The organism is Lysobacter antibioticus, from assembly GCF_000731095.1.
Classification (GTDB): domain Bacteria; phylum Pseudomonadota; class Gammaproteobacteria; order Xanthomonadales; family Xanthomonadaceae; genus Lysobacter; species Lysobacter antibioticus_B.
Map to the genome: position 1 here is coordinate 56,380 of NZ_JMTZ01000007.1, position 15,151 is coordinate 71,530.

Sequence of the window (15,151 nt, forward strand, 5' to 3'; positions counted from 1 at the left end):
GTATGGATCGCAAACTGCTCGACCTGCTCGTCTGCCCCTCCACGCGCCAACCCCTGTTCCCCCTCGAGAGCCGCGGCCTGCAGGCCCTGAACGCCGCCATCGGCGCCGGCGGCATCGTCCGCGGCAGCGGCGACGCCCAGTCCGAGCCCCTGCGCGAGGCCCTGGTGACCCGCGACCGCAAGATCGTCTACATCGTCGACGACGGCATTCCGCTGCTCGACGCCGAAAACGCCCTCGCCACGGCCCAGGTCGAAGGCTTCCCGCCCGCATGAGCGCGCCCGCCCGCGACCTCAGCCCTCCGCCGGCCGCCGAGATCGAAGCCGACGTCGCCGACGCGCTGGCCGAGGATCTCGGCAGCGGCGACGTCACCGCCGACCTGCTGCCCGACATCGCCGACAGCGCCTATCTGCTGTGCAAGGAAGACGCCGTCGTCTGCGGCCGCCCCTGGTTCGAGGCCTGCCATCGCGCCCTCGACCCGGACGTGCGCATCGACTGGCGCGTGGCCGAAGGCGAGCGCGTGAGCAAAGGCACCGTGCTCGCCCTGCTGCACGGCCGCGCCCGCGCCCTGGTCAGCGCCGAACGCGCCTCGCTCAATTTCATGCAGACCCTGTCGGGCACGGCCACGGTCACCGCGAGCTACGTCGAGGCGGTGCGCGGCACCGGCACGCGCATCCTCGACACCCGCAAGACTCTGCCCGGGCTGCGCCTGGCGCAGAAGTACGCGGTGCGTGTCGGCGGCGGGGTCAACCACCGTATCGGCCTGTACGACACGGTCATGCTCAAGGAAAACCACGTCCGCGCGGCCGGCTCGATCAGCGCCGCGATCGCAGGCGCCCGCGCCAAGCATCCGCAACTGCCGCTGATCGTCGAAGTCGAATCGCTGGAGCAATTGCGCGAAGCGCTCGGCGCCGGCTGCGACCGCATCCTGATCGACGACTTCGACGCGCCGACCCGGCGCGAAGCCGTGCGCATCGCCCGCGCCGCTCCGTTCGATGGACGCATCCCGCTGGAAGTCTCCGGCGGCGTCGACCTGGCCGGCCTGCGCGCGATCGCCGAGGACGGCGTCGACTGCATTTCCATCGGCGCGCTGACCAAACATGTGCGCGCCATCGATCTTTCGTTGAAACTCGGGCCGCCGCCGGGTTGACCCCCTTGGCTTTGCGCCCGACCGTCGCCAGAACCCTGTCATGCCTACCTTGATCTTGTTGATGATCTTCGGCGCCGCCGCGTTCTCGTTCTGGAGCGCCGGCCGCGCCGCCGCCGAACGCGCCGAGACGGTCGGGCGCGACGCCTGCCTCAAGGCCGGCGTGCAGTGGCTGGACCAGAGCGTGCACGCGATCGGCCTGAAGCTGATCCGCCACGAGAGCGGCTGGCTCGGGTTCGAGCGCACCTTCCGCTTCGACTATTCGATCGACGGCGAAGATCGCCACGTCGGCCGCCTGATCCTGCGCGGCGAACGGCTGATCGCCTTCAGCGGCCCGGTGACGCGGGCGCCGACGCAGTTGCATTGAGCGACGTGGCCCAGGGGCGGCTTGGCTTCAAGGGTAGGAGCGGCGCAAGCCGCGACCGCGCCGATGCGATAGCCGGCGTACCCATCCAACAAACCGATGCTCCCGTCGCGATGCAGACCAGGACGTAGCACCGCAAGGCGAAGCTTCGCGGTCGCGGCTCACGCCGCTCCTACAAAGGGTTACGCAGGCCTGATCAAGAACGGCGCAAGCCGCGGCCGCGCCGCCAAAATCGCGCCGCCAAGATCCGGCGCGGCTAGCGCAGGCGAAACAACGCCGACCAGCGCTTACTTGACGATGCGCAGATGTCCGCCGCGACGCGGGCTTGGCGTCTGCGGGCCGCCATCGTCGTCGCCCTCCGGCGCCGGGTCGTTCGGCACCGAACTCAACATCGGCGGCGCCGAGTCGATCTCGTCATGGCCTTCGTCGAGCGCCGACTCTTCCATGCCCACGTCTTCCGGCAAGGCCATGCCCTGCCCGGTTTCGCGCGCATAGATCGCCAGCACCGCACCGACCGGCACCGATACCGGATGGCTGACGCCGCCGAAGCGCGCGCTGAAGCGGATCAGGTCGTTGCCCATTTCCAGATGCGAGACCGCGCGGGCGGCGACATTGAGGACGATCTTGCCGTCCTTGACCGCATGCGCCGGCACCTGCACCGCCGGACGCGTGGCGTCGACGAGCAGATGCGGGGTCATGCCGTTATCGGCGATCCACTCGTACAGCGCCCGCAACAGGTAGGGGCGGTGGCTGGTCATCGGAGCACTGCTTTCGGTCATACGCACATTTTAGCGTCATGACGACGTGAACGACGAGGCCGTCCCGTGCGATTACGGCCCCGTCCGTCGCGTCCCCGGTGCGGCCGCGCCGACGCGGCCCGGCCGCCCGGCCCCAGCTCAGGTCGGCATGTCGCGCAGCTTGCGTTCCTGGTCGGTCAGGCTGCGGGTGAAACCGGGGTTGCGGAAGATGCGGTTGCCGTAGTCCTCGATCGCCTTGCCGTCCTTCGGCATGGGCACGTCGAGCGAGGGCAGGCGCCAGATGATCGGCGCCATGGCGCAATCGGCCAGGCTCATTTCGGGGTTCAGGAAGAACTTGCTGGCCTTGAACAGCGGCACCGAGGCGGTCAGCAGTTCCTTGAGGCGCTTACGCGCGGCTTCGGCCTGGGCCTTGTTGCCCATCTGGATGGCCTGGACCTGCGGCACCCAGTCGTGTTCCAGGCGCAGCATCGCCAGGCGCAGGCGCGCCCGCGACAGCGGGTCGACCGGCATCAGCGGCGGGTGCGGATAGCGCTCGTCGAGGTATTCGCTGACCACGCTGGCCGCGTACAGGACCAGATCGCGCTCGACCAGGGTCGGGACGGAGTGATACGGGTTGAGGTCGACGAGGTCTTCGGGCGGATTCTGCGGATCGACCGGTATCAGGTCGTAGGTGACGCCTTTCGCCGCCAGCACCAGCCGGACCCGATGGCACAGCACGCAGTCGGTGGACGAAAACAGAGTCAGGGCATTACGCATACGGGGGCTCGCCGCCATCATCGACCTCTCCAGCGACCGGAATCCGCCGGTCGCAAGACGCCCTCCACCCGCTGTGGAAAGTCGTCACGGCCTCGAGCCTGCCCCCTACCCCATGCGCAGCGACGCCGGCTCCTGCCGCCGTCGTGCGCTAGCCCGCGCCTCAGCGGCGCGGGCCTCCCTGCGGGGATCGGATCAATGTTCCACGTCGCGCCAGTACTCGGTCTTCAACAGATACGCGATCAACGTGAACAACGCCAGGAACAGGATCACCCAAACGCCCAGACTCTGGCGCTTGAGCGCGGCCGGTTCGCCGGCGTACTCGAGGAATGTGGTGATATCGCGCGCCGCCGTCTTGAAGCCTTCGGCGTCGAGCTTGCCGGGCTGCGCGATCTTGAGGGCGTGCACCGGACGCTCGCCGGTGGCCTTGTCGAGTTCGCCGTACTCCGCATGCTGCAGACCCTGCAGTTCCCACAGCGGGTTCGGCATCGAGGCGTTCGGGAACAACTTGTTGTTCCAGCCCAGCGGACGGCTCTCGTCGAGGTAGAACGAGTTGAGATAGGTGTAGATCCAGTCGCTGCCGCGCACGCGCGAGATCACGCTGAGGTCCGGCGGCATCTTGCCGAACCACTGGTTGGCGTGTTCGGCGGTCATGTTGACCTGGATCTGCTCGCCGAACTTGGCGCCGGTGAAATTGAGGTTGTTCATGACCTCCGCTTCGGTCAGGCCCAGGTCCTCGGCGATGCGCGAGTAGCGCAGGTACTTCAGCGAATGACAGCCCGAGCAGTAGTTCATGTACAGCTGGGCGCCGCGCTGCAACGACGCGCGGTCGTTGAGGTCGGTACCCGACTGCATCAGGTCGCCGCCGCCGGAGGCGAAGGCGGTCGCCGACACGAGCAGGCCGGCGGCAAAGGTGGCGAGCTTCTTCACGATACGCATCTTATGGAAGGGCCGGCTGTGATCAATCGAGCTCAGGTTAGTCATGCATCTTCACCCGTTCCGGCACCGGCTTGGTCTTGTCGAGCTTGGTCCACAGCGGCATGGTGATGAAGAAGGCGAAATACAGGAAGGTCAGCACGCGGCCGATGATGGTCTCGACCGGGTCGGTACCCGGGCCGGCGCCGATCTTGCCGAGCCACAGGAAGCAGACCGCCAGCACCGCAAGCGCGAGCTTGCTCATCCAGCCGCGGAAGCGCACCGACTTGACCTTGCTGCGGTCCAGCCACGGCACCAGGAACAGCACCGCGATCGCGCCGAACATCACCAGCACGCCCGAAAGCTTGTGCGGGATCACCCGCAACATGGCGTAGTACGGGGTGTAGTACCAGACCGGCTTGATGTGCTCCGGCGTCACCAGTCGATTGGCTTCGCTGAAGTTGTCGTGCTCGAGGAACCAGCCGCCGAACGCCGGGGCGAAGAAGATGATGAACGCGGCGATGATCAGGAAGAAGCCGACGCCCACCAGATCCTTGACCGTGTAGTACGGGTGGAACGGGATGCTGTCGAGCGGCTTGCTGGCATCCCAGCGGTTGCCCTTGGGGCCCTTCTTGATGTCGACGCCGTCGGGGTTGTTGGAACCCACTTCGTGCAGCGCGCCCAGGTGCAGCACGACCAGCAGCAACAGCACCAGCGGCAGCGCGATCACGTGCAGCGCGAAGAAGCGGTTGAGGGTGGCGTCGCCGGGCAGGTAGTCGCCCATGATCCACTCGGTCAGGCCGTTGCCGATCACCGGGATCGCGCCGAACAGCGAGATGATGACCTTAGCGCCCCAGAACGACATCTGGCCCCACGGCAGCACGTAGCCCATGAAGGCTTCGGCCATCAGCACCAGGTAGATCAGCATGCCGAGGATCCACACCAGCTCGCGCGGCTTCTGGTACGAGCCGTACAGCAGGCCGCGGAACATGTGCAGGTAGACGACGATGAAGAACAGCGAGGCGCCGGTGCTGTGCATGTAGCGGATCAGCCAGCCCCACTCCACGTCGCGCATGATGTATTCGACCGACGAGAACGCTTCGGCCGCGGACGGCTTGAAGTGCATCGTCAGGAAGATGCCGGTGACGATCTGGTTGACCAGCACCAGCAGCGCGAGCGAACCGAAGTAGTACCAGAGGTTGAAGTTCTTCGGCGCGTAGTACTCGGTCATGTGCTTGCGATAGAACGGCATCATGCCGGGCGCGCGAGCGGTGACCCAATCGAAGACGTTGTTGGCGGTGCGGGTAATGACGTTGGACATGACTTACGCCGCTCCCTTCGGATCAACACCGATGACGATGGTGTTGTCGTTTTCGTAGTAGTGCGGAGGCACCAGCAGGTTGGTCGGGGCCGGCACGCCCTCGAACACGCGACCGGCCATGTCGAAACGCGACTTGTGGCAGGGGCAGAAGTAGCCGCCCTTCCACTCCGGGTCGAACGCCTCGGGCCGGATCTCGGCCTTCATTTCCGGCGAGCAGCCCAGGTGCGTGCACAGGCCCACGAGCACCGAGATCTCGGGCTTGAGCGAGCGCAGTTCCGGGCTCTTCTCGCGCACGTACGCCGGCTGCTGGTCGACGTTCTCGGACTTGGGATCGCGCAGACGCCCGTCGAGGGTCGGCAGGATGTCGAGAATGGCCTTGGAGCGCTTGACGATCCAGATCGGCTGACCGCGCCATTCCATGACCAGGCGCTGGCCTTCGGTGAGGGCGCTGATATCGGCAGTCACCGGAGCGCCGGCGAGCTTGGCGCGCGCGCTGGGGTTCCAGGACTTGATGAAAGGCACCGCGGCAAAGCCGGCGCCCACGGCACCGACCACTGCTGTGGTCGCCGTCAGGAACCGACGTCGGCCCGTGTTGATAGGATCGTTGACCCCTTGGTTGGCCATCCGGCACTCCGCAAAGCTGCAATTCGAAGTTACGCCGCACCGTCTGGCGCCAAAGGCGACCACATACCACTGGCGGAAGGCTGGCGGCTCAAAAGACGGGGAAGTGTAGCGGAAGCGTTAAGCGCCCGACAATCCGCCATGACCGCGGAACGAGGATCAGCGCACGCCCGGAGGTGCCGAACGCCGGCGTCAAGACCTTGCCGGCGCGCCCCAGGCCGGGAAAAGGCCTGAAATCGGTGCGGTTCCGACACTGCACCGCCCTGCGCCCGACACCGGCCGAAGCAGGCGCCAGCGCGGAGCACGGCAAGGCCACCGCCGTCGGACGGATGAATCGGGAAGAGTCGGAGTGCGCCGAACGATCGGCGCGAGCTGGTCAGCGGGCGACGGTCGATGCCGAGCGGTAGCGTTCGGCGAGCACCGCCACGCGCTGTACGTAACGCTGGGTCTCGCTGTAGGGCGGCACGCCCTTGTACTTGTCGACTGCGCCCTCGCCGGCGTTGTAGCCGGCCGCGGCCAGGGTCAGGTTGCCGTTGAAGCGCTTGAGCAGCCAGGCCAGGTACTGCACGCCGCCCTGGATGTTCTGGCCGGCGTCGAAGGCGTTGCCGACCCCGAACCGGCGCGCGGTCGCCGGCATCAGCTGCATCAGCCCCTGCGCACCGACCCGCGACATGGCGTTGGGGTTGTAGGCCGATTCGGCGTGGATGATCGCGCGCACGATCGCTTCTTCGACCCCGTGTTGGCGCGCTGCCGCGGCGATTTCGGCCGAGAACGCCTCGGTGTTCAGGCGCAGGGTGCCGAAGTTGACGCCGGGCCGCGCCGCGCAGGCGAAGCAGCTCTCGATGAAGCTGTAGCGGATGGTCCGCACCGCCGAGACGTTGGCCAGGCCCTTGGGCCGCTTGCTCGTGTAGTGGCGTACGCCGTCCTTGATATAGGAATAGACCTGCCCCTGCACCAACCGGGTCGGCGCCGCCTGCGGGGCTGCCGGCACCGCGACCACCGGGGCAATGGCGTTGGACCCGGTCTGGCCCGGCGTGGCCTGGCCCGACGCGGCCGTAGCCGGTGCGAACGCGGCCGGCCTGAGCCCGGCCGCGGCCATGGTCGCAGCCGCGCCGCTGTAGGTGGCCGGGGGGTTGTTATGGATAGAGGCCGGGGCCGAGGTCGCGCTGCCCGAGCCGACCGAGCCCATCGCCGGCGGCGCATACGACACCGGGGTCGGGTTGCGCGGGCGGTTGGGACGGTTGATGTACTGGCCGGCGACCACGCAGCTCGCGCCCTTGACCTTCTTGCTGACGTAGCTGCGCTCGCCCGAGGCGCTTTCGCAGCGGTAAACGGTACCGGCCACGGCCGGCGCAATGGCCAGCAGGCAAACGGTCCCCAGCAGCAGCGAGCTCCCCCTCATGGGCGGGAGTGTCCTCTGCCGCGCTTGCGCTGCCAAGTACTTGATACAGAAACGTGACGCCCGGCCCGGCTCGGGCCCGCGAGAGCTGGCTTGGGGCTAAACTGGCGCCCCTTCCGGCGCGGATTAACCGCCGCCCTTCCCGGACCCGGACTACCCATGACCGACCTGCACCCCCTGCCCACGGCTCCGGCCGCCGGCTCCGCTTCCCCGCCCGCCACCGGCGCGTCGGGCGCAAAAAAGCTGTTCATCGAGACCCACGGTTGCCAGATGAACGAGTACGACTCGGCCAAGATGGCCGACGTGCTCGCCGCCAGCGACGGCCTCGAACTGACCCAGGACGTAAGCGAAGCCGACGTCATCCTGATCAATACCTGCTCGATCCGCGAGAAGGCCCAGGAAAAGGTGTTCAGCCGGCTCGGCCGCTGGAAGCAGCACAAGCAGGGCGGCCGCCCGGTCATCATCGGCGTCGGCGGCTGCGTCGCTTCGCAGGAAGGCGCGGCCATCGTCAAGCGCGCCCCCTATGTCGACCTGGTGTTCGGCCCGCAGACCCTGCACCGCCTGCCCGAGATGATCCGCGCCAAGCGCGAGACCGGCCTGCCCCAGGTCGACATCAGCTTCCCCGAGATCGAGAAGTTCGACCGCCTGCCCGAGCCGCGCGCCGAAGGCCCGAGCGCCTTCGTCTCGATCATGGAGGGCTGCAGCAAGTACTGCTCGTTCTGCGTGGTGCCCTATACCCGCGGCGAAGAAGTCAGCCGCCCGTTCGAGGACGTGCTGGTCGAAGTGGCGCAACTCGCCGCCCAGGGCGTGCGCGAGATCAACCTGCTCGGCCAGAACGTCAACGCCTATCGCGGGCCGATCGTCGGCGAGAGCGAGGCCGGCCAAGACGGCGCGGAGCCCGAAGTCGCCGACCTCGGCCTGCTGATCCGCACCATCGCCGAAATCGACGGCATCGACCGCATCCGCTTCACCACCTCGCATCCGCTGGAGTTCAGCGACTCGCTGATCGAGGCCTACCGCGACGTGCCGCAGCTGGCCAACTACCTGCACCTGCCGGTGCAGGCCGGCAGCGACCGCATCCTCGCGGCGATGAAGCGCGGCTATACCGCGCTCGAGTTCAAGCAGAAGATCCGCAAGCTGCGCGCGGTGCGCCCGGACATCTCGGTCTCCTCGGACTTCATCGTCGGTTTCCCCGGCGAGACCGAGGCCGACTTCGAGAAAACCATGAAGCTGATCGAGGACGTCGGCTTCGACCAGTCCTTCTCCTTCATCTACTCGCGCCGCCCCGGCACCCCCGCGGCCGATCTCGAAGACAGCGTCGGCGACGCCGAGAAGCACGCGCGCCTGTCGCGCCTGCAGGCCGCGGTCAACGCCAACGCCATGCGCATTTCCGAGTCCATGGTCGGCAGCGTCCAGCGCGTGCTGGTCGAAGGCCCCTCGCGCCGCGACCCGAACGAACTGACCGGCAAGACCGAGAACATGCGCTCGGTGAACTTCGCCGCGCCGGCCCGCCTGATCGGCGGCTTCGTCGACGTGTTGATCACCGAAGCCATGGCCAATTCACTGCGCGGTCGGGTCGTCGTCGACGACGGCCGCGCCGCCGCCTGATCCCCGCAACGGAGCCCGCTTGGACCGCGACTTCATCATCCGAGAACTGGCCGCCGACGAATTCGAGCGGGTCTGGCCGATCTTCCGCGAAGTGCTCGCGCGCGGCGAAAGCTACAACTACCCGGCAGAGCTCTCGATGGAGCGCGCCCAGGAGATGTGGACCTCGCCGCCCTACCGCACCTTCATCGCCGAGGCCGACGGCGAGACCCTGGGCTGCTACAAGCTCGGCCCGAACCAGTCCGGCCGCGGCGACCACGTCGCCAACGCCAGCTACATGGTCGCCGAGCGCGCCTGGGGCCAGGGCGTCGGCTCGGCGCTGTGCGCGCATTCGCTCGAGCAGGCGCGCGAGGCCGGTTTCGCGGCGATGCAGTTCAACTACGTGGTCAGCAGCAACGCCGCCGCCGTGCACCTGTGGCTCAAGCACGGCTTCGAGATCGTCGGCCGCGTGCCCAACGCCTTCCGCCACGTCTCGCTGGGCCTGGTCGACGTATTCGTGATGTATCGGCCGTTGTGAGGCAGGGATGGGTTGAAAGCCGGATGGGTTGAAGCGGGAATGGGGAATCGGGAATCGGGAGTCGTGACAGCGGTGGCGGGTCGCAGCGCCGACGCGGCGCGCGCCTTGCTTATCTCCCTCTGATCGCGCTCTGACTCCCTCAACGCGCCCTTCCCGCGCTGTGCCGCCTGGTCGCGCGCTTGGCGTGCCGCCTCGCCGCGTCCCTGCCTACCGTCATTCCCGCGAAGGCGGGAATCCAGGGCCTTTCGTGCGAGAACGCTCCAGGTCTCCCGATGCCCGCCTTCGCGGAAACGAGGTGCCGGAGCGAGGACGCCGAAAGCACTCCCCCGCCGACATCCGGCTCCGCCCGGCAAAGCGCAGCACGCACTTACCGCCATCGCCTGGCAAACGGTCGGCGGCGTGCGACTGCGCACGCCGCGCCGGCAAGCTAAGCCATAAACCCGAGATTGCGCGAATTGAAGTTGCCCAAATTCGGGAAGATCAAATCCAACTCGCTGTCGCCCACCCCGAACCAGCGCGCCAAGGTCGCCCCGTACTGATCCACCGAGGTGGTCGGAATGATCTGGCCCCAGCCGGCGTCGTCGTCGCCGCCGTTGATCAGGGTCGGCATGGTGCCGAAGAATCGTCCGCCGCGCACCGCACCGCCGACGATGAAGTGATGACCGCCCCAGCCGTGATCGGAGCCGTCGCCGTTGGACGACAAGGTGCGGCCGAAATCCGAGGCGGTGAACGCGGTGACCTTGTCGGCCACGCCGAGTTCGCCGGTGGCCGCGTGGAAAGCGGTCATCGCCTGCGACAGCCGCGCCAGCAGGCCCGGCTGATCGCCGAGCAGGCTGTCGTGGTGGTCGAATCCGCTCATCGACACGAAAAACACCTGCCGCTTCAGCCCCAGCACCTCGCGCACCTTGATCAGCCGCGCCACCATCCGCAACTGGTTGCCCAGGTCGGACTCGGGAAATGCGGTCTGCAACGGCGCGGAGGCGTCCAGCGCCATCGCCACCGCCGAGGCGTTCTCCCTCGCGCGGCGGAACGCGCCGGCGTAACTGCGCCCGAACACGTGCGACTGCGCGCCCGGCGCCATCAACTGCAGAAAGGCCCGGCGGCTGTCTTCGTCCCACTCGAACCGGCTGAACTGGCGCGGACCGTCGTTGCCGATCACGTACTGGCTGGATTGGCTCGCGCGTTGCAGGATGCTTTCGAAGTTCAACGACACCGACATCGGAATGAAGGCGTCGGGATTGGCGTCGCGCAGCAGGTCGGCGATATGCCCGGCCCAACCGTAGCCGCGGCCCTCGCCCGTACGCGAGACCTGCCAGTACTGTTGCTGGTCGTTGTGCGAGAACAACTGCGGCGGCAATTGTACGGATTGATTGAGGTATTCGGCCTTGCTGGTCGGCCGGATCAGGGTGCCGACATTGCCCAGCACCGCCGCCTGCCCGCTGTTGAACAAGCCTTGCAGGCCACCCATGCCGACCAGGTCATCATCGGTGGTGCAGGCCTGCAAACCGTACTCGGCGCCGTCCGAAGCGCCGCCGCCGGTCTGCGCGACCAAGGGCAACAGTCGGTTCTGTTCGAGCGCCAGGGTCGCGCGCGCGGTCCGGTACTGCTGGTAATGACCGTCGTCGCGCGGCACGATCATGTTCAACGAATCGTTGCCGCCGAACAAGAACACGCAGACCAGGGCCTTGTAATCGTCGAAGCGCGATGGCCCATAGGCGTTGGCGGCCGCCTGCGCCAGACGCAGGTTGCCGAGCGCGGAATACAGGCCGGCGCCGCCGAGCGCGGCGCAGATCGTGTTGGTCAGGAATTGCCGACGTTTCATGGATGCTCTCTCCGTATTCCTGCTTACTTCTGCACGATGTAATCGGGCGAATTGACGATCAAGTACAGCGCCTCCTGCACCCGCAGGCGCTTGGCCGCGGTGGTATTGGCCGGCATGCCGCTCAGCCGCTCGGTCAGCACTTGCTTCATCGGGTCGGTCATCTGCCCGGACAGGAACAGCGCGTCGTAACGCGCGATCAACGCGGGAATGTTGTTCGCCAGCGCGATCTCCGCGCTGAGGTCGATCGCCACCTCGTCGTTGCCGATGCCTTCCGGATTGCCGAGGTAGGCCTCGAAGATCTTCCTCATCAGATAGCTTTCGTTGGCCGGCATCATGTAGTCGGTCGCCAACTGCAATTCCGGCGCCACCAGCCCCAGGCTCTGCGGCTCGCCGTTGGGGGAGTAGCGCGGGCTGAAGAAGTTGAACACCGACGGCGCATACATCGGCACCTGGCCGAGGTAGTTGTCGACGCTCCAGAACTCTTCGGTGTGCCCGCTCTTGGACTTGCCCTTGAGCGCGCGCCACAGATGGGTCAGGCGCAGGATCGGCTCGCGCACCTTGCCGAAATGCGCCGGCTGCGCGGCCGGATCGCGCGCTTCGGGATCGAGCAGGATCGCGCTGACCACCGCGCGCAAATCGCCGCGCACGCCCTGGCCGTTGTTGTCGAACGCCGCGGCGACCCGGCCGACGTAGGCCGGGCTGGGGTTGCTGGTCACCAGCCGCTGAATCAACTGCTTGCCGATGAACGGCCCGACGTTGGGATGGTTGAAGATATTGTCCAGCGCCGCACTCAGATCGCCGCGACCGCTGCCGCCGGCGGCAAGCTTGCCGCCCGGCAGACTCACGCCCGGATACAGCAGCAACTGCTTCTCTTGCGCCGAGGCGTGATAGGCCGCATGGTTTTCCATCGGCGACACCCAGGCCGGCGCGTCGACCTCATAGAAATAGCAATCGAACGAGCCTTCGGCTTGACAGCCCTTGAAGGTCCAGCCGGTGAACACGTGGGCGAAACCCCTTACGGTGTCCTGGCCATAAGTCGGGATCGGATTCTGCGCTGCGTCGAGCAGCGGCGTTCCGTCCTGCTTGAGCTGGACCAGACCGACGCTGAACAGCTGCATCACTTCGCGCGCGAAGTTCTCGTCGGGACGGATGTTGTTGACCGGATCGGGCTTGCGGTTCTGCAGCATCGACAGATAGATGCCCATCACCGGATGCAGGGTCACGTCCTCGAGCAAGGTGCGGTAATTGCCGAACGCGTCGCGGGCCAAGGTGTCGTAGTAGTGGCTCATCCCGTACGACGCGTGGTAAAGCGGATCGGAGGTCGCATCCGACACCACCATGATCTGGCTGAGCGCGAACGCCACCCGCTGGCGCAGTTGGTCGCGGTGCACGATCAGGGTCGGCTTGATCGGGTCTTTGCCGCCCACGGCGTTGACGAACCACGCGTCCAGCCGCCAATCGCGGCTGAAGTCGTCGGGCCTGCGCACGCGGGCGTTCTTGAGGAACGTCAGTTGCGAAGACGCCGGGAACCCGATCTGCTCGTTGATCCAGGCGGTGTAACCGATCTGCTTGAGACGGTCGATGTCTTCGCGGGTCGGCCCGAACGTGGCTTGGGCGAGGAAGCGCGCGGCTTCGCCGTCGGTGGCGGGAATGTCGGCGAACCGCGCCGCGGGCGCGGCGCCGATCGCACCGCGATCGGCGCGCAGCAGCAGCGGATCCGGGGCGCCGGGATACGGCCCGCCGTAGTCGGGCGTCGGCGTGACGCCGCGCAGGGCGATCAAGATTCCCAACGCTAGCAACAGGCGCGACGATGCGCCCATCCGCGCTGCGCGCAGAAGTGTCGATTTCATTGCAGGCCCCCGAGGCTGGCTATTCGGGAGCGATGCTAGGGTCGGCGCAGACTATAAAGTTTGATCAATAGCTCGTTTTCAATTGGAGTCGCGGCGAAATCCGGATTGACAATCACGGAATTACGAGTCCGCTACAATCGTCATCGGCGTTGCGTGATCGCGGCGCGGAGCCGCACGCGGACGGCAGTACAACCAAGCGCTCAGCATGCACTCGCAGCCGCAACGGGAAACCGTCACGGCGCGGACCGCTCGGCGCGCCACACCGGCTTGCCGTCGACATGGGTCGCCAGCACCGTCAGGGTGCGCAACTCGCGCGGGTCGATCGCGAGCGGATCCTGCTTGAGCACGACGAAGTCGGCGCGCTTGCCGACTGCGAGGCTGCCGACTTCGGTTTCGGCGAAGCCTGCATAGGCGGCATCAAGGGTGAAGCCGCGCAGGGCCTCGAACGCGGTCAGTTTTTCTTGCGGATGCCAGCCGCCGAGCGGCAGGCCGGCGCCATCGCTGCGGGTGGTCGCGGCGTACAGGCCGAGGCGAGGATCGACCGCTTCGACCGGAAAGTCGGAGCCCAGGGCCAGGCGCGCGCCGCTGTCGCGCAGCTGCCGCCAGGCATAAGCGCCGGCGATGCGCTGTGGGCCGATGCGGTCCTCGGCCCAGGGCATGTCGCTGGTGGCATGGGTCGGCTGCATCGCCGCGATCACCCGCAGCGCGGCCAGGCGCGGCAGATCCTGCGGCGCGAGAATCTGCGCATGCTCGATGCGCCAGCGATGATCGCTGCCCTGGGCGTCGCTGCCCAAGGCCTGCTCATACAGGTCCAACACCTGGCGATTGCCGCGGTCGCCGATCCCGTGCGTCGCGACCTGCACGCCGCAACGCTTGGCTTTCGCCATCGCCTTCGCCATCGCCGGCGGCGTCATCCGCAACAGACCGCGGTTGCCGGCCTCGTCGCTGTAATCCTCGAGCATGGCCGCGCCACGACTGCCGAGCGCGCCGTCGGCATAGAGCTTGACCCCGCGCATGCGCAGGTGGCCACCAGGATGCCGGTACAGCCCATCGCGGCACAGATGTTCGAGAGCGTCGCCGTCGCCGGCAGCAAAGGCGGTGATGCGCAGCGGCAACGCGCCGCGTTCGGCCAGGCTCTGGTAGCCGCGCAGCTGTTCGAGATTGACGCCGGCGTCGTGGACGCCGGTCAGGCCATGGGCCACGGCCTCCTGCATCGCCAGGACCAGAGCGCGCTCGGCCGTCGCCGCGTCGAACGGCGGGCGCGACGACTCGACCAAGGCCATCGCATCGTCGATAAAGATGCCGTTGGGCCGGCCCTGCGCGTCGCGCAGGATCTTGCCGCCCTCGGGTTGCCAGTCGCCGGACAGATCGCGCGCGATCGCCCGCATCGCCGCGCTGTTGCCCCAGCCGGCATGGCCGTCGATACGCTGCAGCCAGACCGGGCGATCGAGGAACTCGGCATCGAGGTCGGCCGCGCTCGGGAACCCGGCATCGGGCCAATCGTTCTGATCCCAGCCGGCGCCGATCAGCCATTGCCCGAGCGCCAATCGCTTGGCGTGATCGCGCAAGCGTTGCAGCACCTCCTGCTTGCTGCGAGTGCCGACCAAGTCGGCGCCGAGCTTGTTCAAGCCGAGCTCGAGCATGTGCGCGTGCGAGTCGATCAAGCCCGGAATCACCGTCGCCTCGCCGGCGTCGACCCGTTGCGCCCGCGGAAACCGTCGCAGCAACTCGGCGCGGCCGCCGACGGCGAGGATCTTGCCCTGCCCGTCGTAGGCCATCGCCTCGGCGCTCGGCTGCGTAGGATCGAGGGTATGAATGCGCGCTGCGGTGAGGACGCTGACCTCGGCGGCGGCCGTCGGCAGCGACAAGACTGCGCATAAGCTCGGAATCAGATATCGCAGACGGCGCATCGCATTCCCCCGGCCCGGACCGAAGCGGAGAATGTGCGAGAAATCAGGTGTTCGGCGCAAGGGCCTGAGGCTCAAGTCACGGTTTTCCGCGCGGGACCGGGTCGGTCGCCCCTAGCTGCCGTTGCCGTTGCCGTTGCCGTTGCCGTTGCCGTTGCCGTTGCCGTTGCCGTTG

At 67.3% G+C, this 15,151-nt stretch carries 14 protein-coding genes; 5 read left to right on the forward strand and 9 right to left on the reverse strand.

Annotated elements, in window-relative coordinates; translation table 11 throughout:
- Positions 1–2: 2 nt before the first annotated feature.
- From EX88_RS0102330 to EX88_RS0102340, 3 genes are read left to right on the forward strand one after another with little or no spacing between them, the layout of a single operon-like run.
- Entirely contained in the window at positions 3–272 is a 270-nt protein-coding gene (locus EX88_RS0102330) for a Trm112 family protein (RefSeq protein ID WP_031370405.1), read from the forward strand.
- Positions 269–1,147: a carboxylating nicotinate-nucleotide diphosphorylase gene (nadC, locus tag EX88_RS0102335; protein WP_031370406.1), complete on the forward strand. Its 879-nt coding sequence runs from the start codon at positions 269–271 to the stop codon at positions 1,145–1,147. Before EX88_RS0102330 ends, nadC begins: the two co-directional genes overlap by 4 nt.
- A gap of 40 nt (positions 1,148–1,187) precedes the next feature.
- A complete protein-coding gene (locus EX88_RS0102340) occupies positions 1,188–1,511 on the forward strand; it encodes a DUF3301 domain-containing protein (RefSeq protein ID WP_031370407.1) in 324 nt (107 codons plus the stop codon).
- Positions 1,512–1,795: 284 nt separating this feature from the next.
- Here EX88_RS0102340 and EX88_RS0102345 read toward each other — a convergent pair whose 3' ends face one another.
- The 6 genes from EX88_RS0102345 to EX88_RS0102370 all read right to left on the reverse strand — a co-directional run bounded on the left by EX88_RS0102345 (position 1,796) and on the right by EX88_RS0102370 (position 7,278).
- Complete coding sequence (locus EX88_RS0102345; protein WP_031370408.1) at positions 1,796–2,287, reverse strand: ClpXP protease specificity-enhancing factor; 492 nt, start codon at positions 2,285–2,287, stop codon at positions 1,796–1,798.
- A gap of 117 nt (positions 2,288–2,404) precedes the next feature.
- Positions 2,405–3,040, reverse strand: a complete 636-nt coding sequence (locus EX88_RS0102350; RefSeq protein ID WP_031370409.1) for a glutathione S-transferase N-terminal domain-containing protein — start codon at positions 3,038–3,040, stop codon at positions 2,405–2,407.
- A 174-nt stretch (positions 3,041–3,214) separates the two neighbouring features.
- Positions 3,215–3,958 (reverse strand): cytochrome c1, encoded by a 744-nt coding sequence (locus EX88_RS0102355; RefSeq protein ID WP_036147863.1) that lies wholly within the window; start codon positions 3,956–3,958, stop codon positions 3,215–3,217.
- A gap of 37 nt (positions 3,959–3,995) precedes the next feature.
- A complete protein-coding gene (locus EX88_RS0102360; RefSeq protein ID WP_031370411.1) occupies positions 3,996–5,255 on the reverse strand; it encodes a cytochrome b in 1,260 nt (419 codons plus the stop codon).
- 3 nt (positions 5,256–5,258) lie between these two features.
- Entirely contained in the window at positions 5,259–5,879 is a 621-nt protein-coding gene (gene petA, locus EX88_RS0102365; protein WP_031370412.1) for a ubiquinol-cytochrome c reductase iron-sulfur subunit, read from the reverse strand.
- 373 nt (positions 5,880–6,252) lie between these two features.
- Entirely contained in the window at positions 6,253–7,278 is a 1,026-nt protein-coding gene (locus tag EX88_RS0102370; protein ID WP_031370413.1) for a lytic transglycosylase domain-containing protein, read from the reverse strand.
- Between the two features lie 156 nt (positions 7,279–7,434).
- Here EX88_RS0102370 and miaB point away from each other — a divergent pair, with 156 nt between their 5' ends.
- Positions 7,435–8,883, forward strand: a complete 1,449-nt coding sequence (gene miaB, locus EX88_RS0102375) for a tRNA (N6-isopentenyl adenosine(37)-C2)-methylthiotransferase MiaB (protein ID WP_031370414.1) — start codon at positions 7,435–7,437, stop codon at positions 8,881–8,883.
- 19 nt (positions 8,884–8,902) lie between these two features.
- On the forward strand, positions 8,903–9,397 hold the full coding sequence (locus tag EX88_RS0102380; RefSeq protein ID WP_036147865.1) for a GNAT family N-acetyltransferase: 495 nt from the start codon (positions 8,903–8,905) through the stop codon (positions 9,395–9,397).
- A gap of 427 nt (positions 9,398–9,824) precedes the next feature.
- Here the strand turns inward: EX88_RS0102380 and EX88_RS0102385 are convergent, their stop codons facing one another.
- The 3 genes from EX88_RS0102385 to EX88_RS0102395 form a co-directional block, all read right to left on the reverse strand.
- Positions 9,825–11,219: a DUF1501 domain-containing protein gene (locus tag EX88_RS0102385; protein WP_031370416.1), complete on the reverse strand. Its 1,395-nt coding sequence runs from the start codon at positions 11,217–11,219 to the stop codon at positions 9,825–9,827.
- Between the two features lie 23 nt (positions 11,220–11,242).
- Complete coding sequence (locus EX88_RS0102390; protein ID WP_081930564.1) at positions 11,243–13,069, reverse strand: DUF1800 domain-containing protein; 1,827 nt, start codon at positions 13,067–13,069, stop codon at positions 11,243–11,245.
- 233 nt (positions 13,070–13,302) lie between these two features.
- The gene (locus EX88_RS0102395; protein ID WP_051884329.1) at positions 13,303–14,979 is read right to left on the reverse strand and encodes an amidohydrolase; all 1,677 of its coding nucleotides are present in this window, start codon (positions 14,977–14,979) and stop codon (positions 13,303–13,305) included.
- Positions 14,980–15,151 lie beyond the last annotated feature (172 nt).

Excerpts from the sequence above, each read along its gene's own strand:
- EX88_RS0102390 (WP_081930564.1), bottom strand. The coding sequence starts at position 13,069 with ATGAAATCGACACTTCTGCGCGCAGCGCGGATGGGCGCATCGTCGCGC.
- EX88_RS0102355 (WP_036147863.1), bottom strand. The coding sequence starts at position 3,958 with ATGCGTATCGTGAAGAAGCTCGCCACCTTTGCCGCCGGCCTGCTCGTG.
- EX88_RS0102345 (WP_031370408.1), bottom strand. The coding sequence starts at position 2,287 with ATGACCGAAAGCAGTGCTCCGATGACCAGCCACCGCCCCTACCTGTTG.
- EX88_RS0102360 (WP_031370411.1), bottom strand. The coding sequence starts at position 5,255 with ATGTCCAACGTCATTACCCGCACCGCCAACAACGTCTTCGATTGGGTC.
- nadC (WP_031370406.1), top strand. The coding sequence starts at position 269 with ATGAGCGCGCCCGCCCGCGACCTCAGCCCTCCGCCGGCCGCCGAGATC.
- EX88_RS0102340 (WP_031370407.1), top strand. The coding sequence starts at position 1,188 with ATGCCTACCTTGATCTTGTTGATGATCTTCGGCGCCGCCGCGTTCTCG.
- EX88_RS0102385 (WP_031370416.1), bottom strand. The coding sequence starts at position 11,219 with ATGAAACGTCGGCAATTCCTGACCAACACGATCTGCGCCGCGCTCGGC.
- EX88_RS0102395 (WP_051884329.1), bottom strand. The coding sequence starts at position 14,979 with ATGCGCCGTCTGCGATATCTGATTCCGAGCTTATGCGCAGTCTTGTCG.
- petA (WP_031370412.1), bottom strand. The coding sequence starts at position 5,879 with ATGGCCAACCAAGGGGTCAACGATCCTATCAACACGGGCCGACGTCGG.
- EX88_RS0102370 (WP_031370413.1), bottom strand. The coding sequence starts at position 7,278 with ATGAGGGGGAGCTCGCTGCTGCTGGGGACCGTTTGCCTGCTGGCCATT.
- EX88_RS0102350 (WP_031370409.1), bottom strand. The coding sequence starts at position 3,040 with ATGGCGGCGAGCCCCCGTATGCGTAATGCCCTGACTCTGTTTTCGTCC.
- EX88_RS0102330 (WP_031370405.1), top strand. The coding sequence starts at position 3 with ATGGATCGCAAACTGCTCGACCTGCTCGTCTGCCCCTCCACGCGCCAA.
- miaB (WP_031370414.1), top strand. The coding sequence starts at position 7,435 with ATGACCGACCTGCACCCCCTGCCCACGGCTCCGGCCGCCGGCTCCGCT.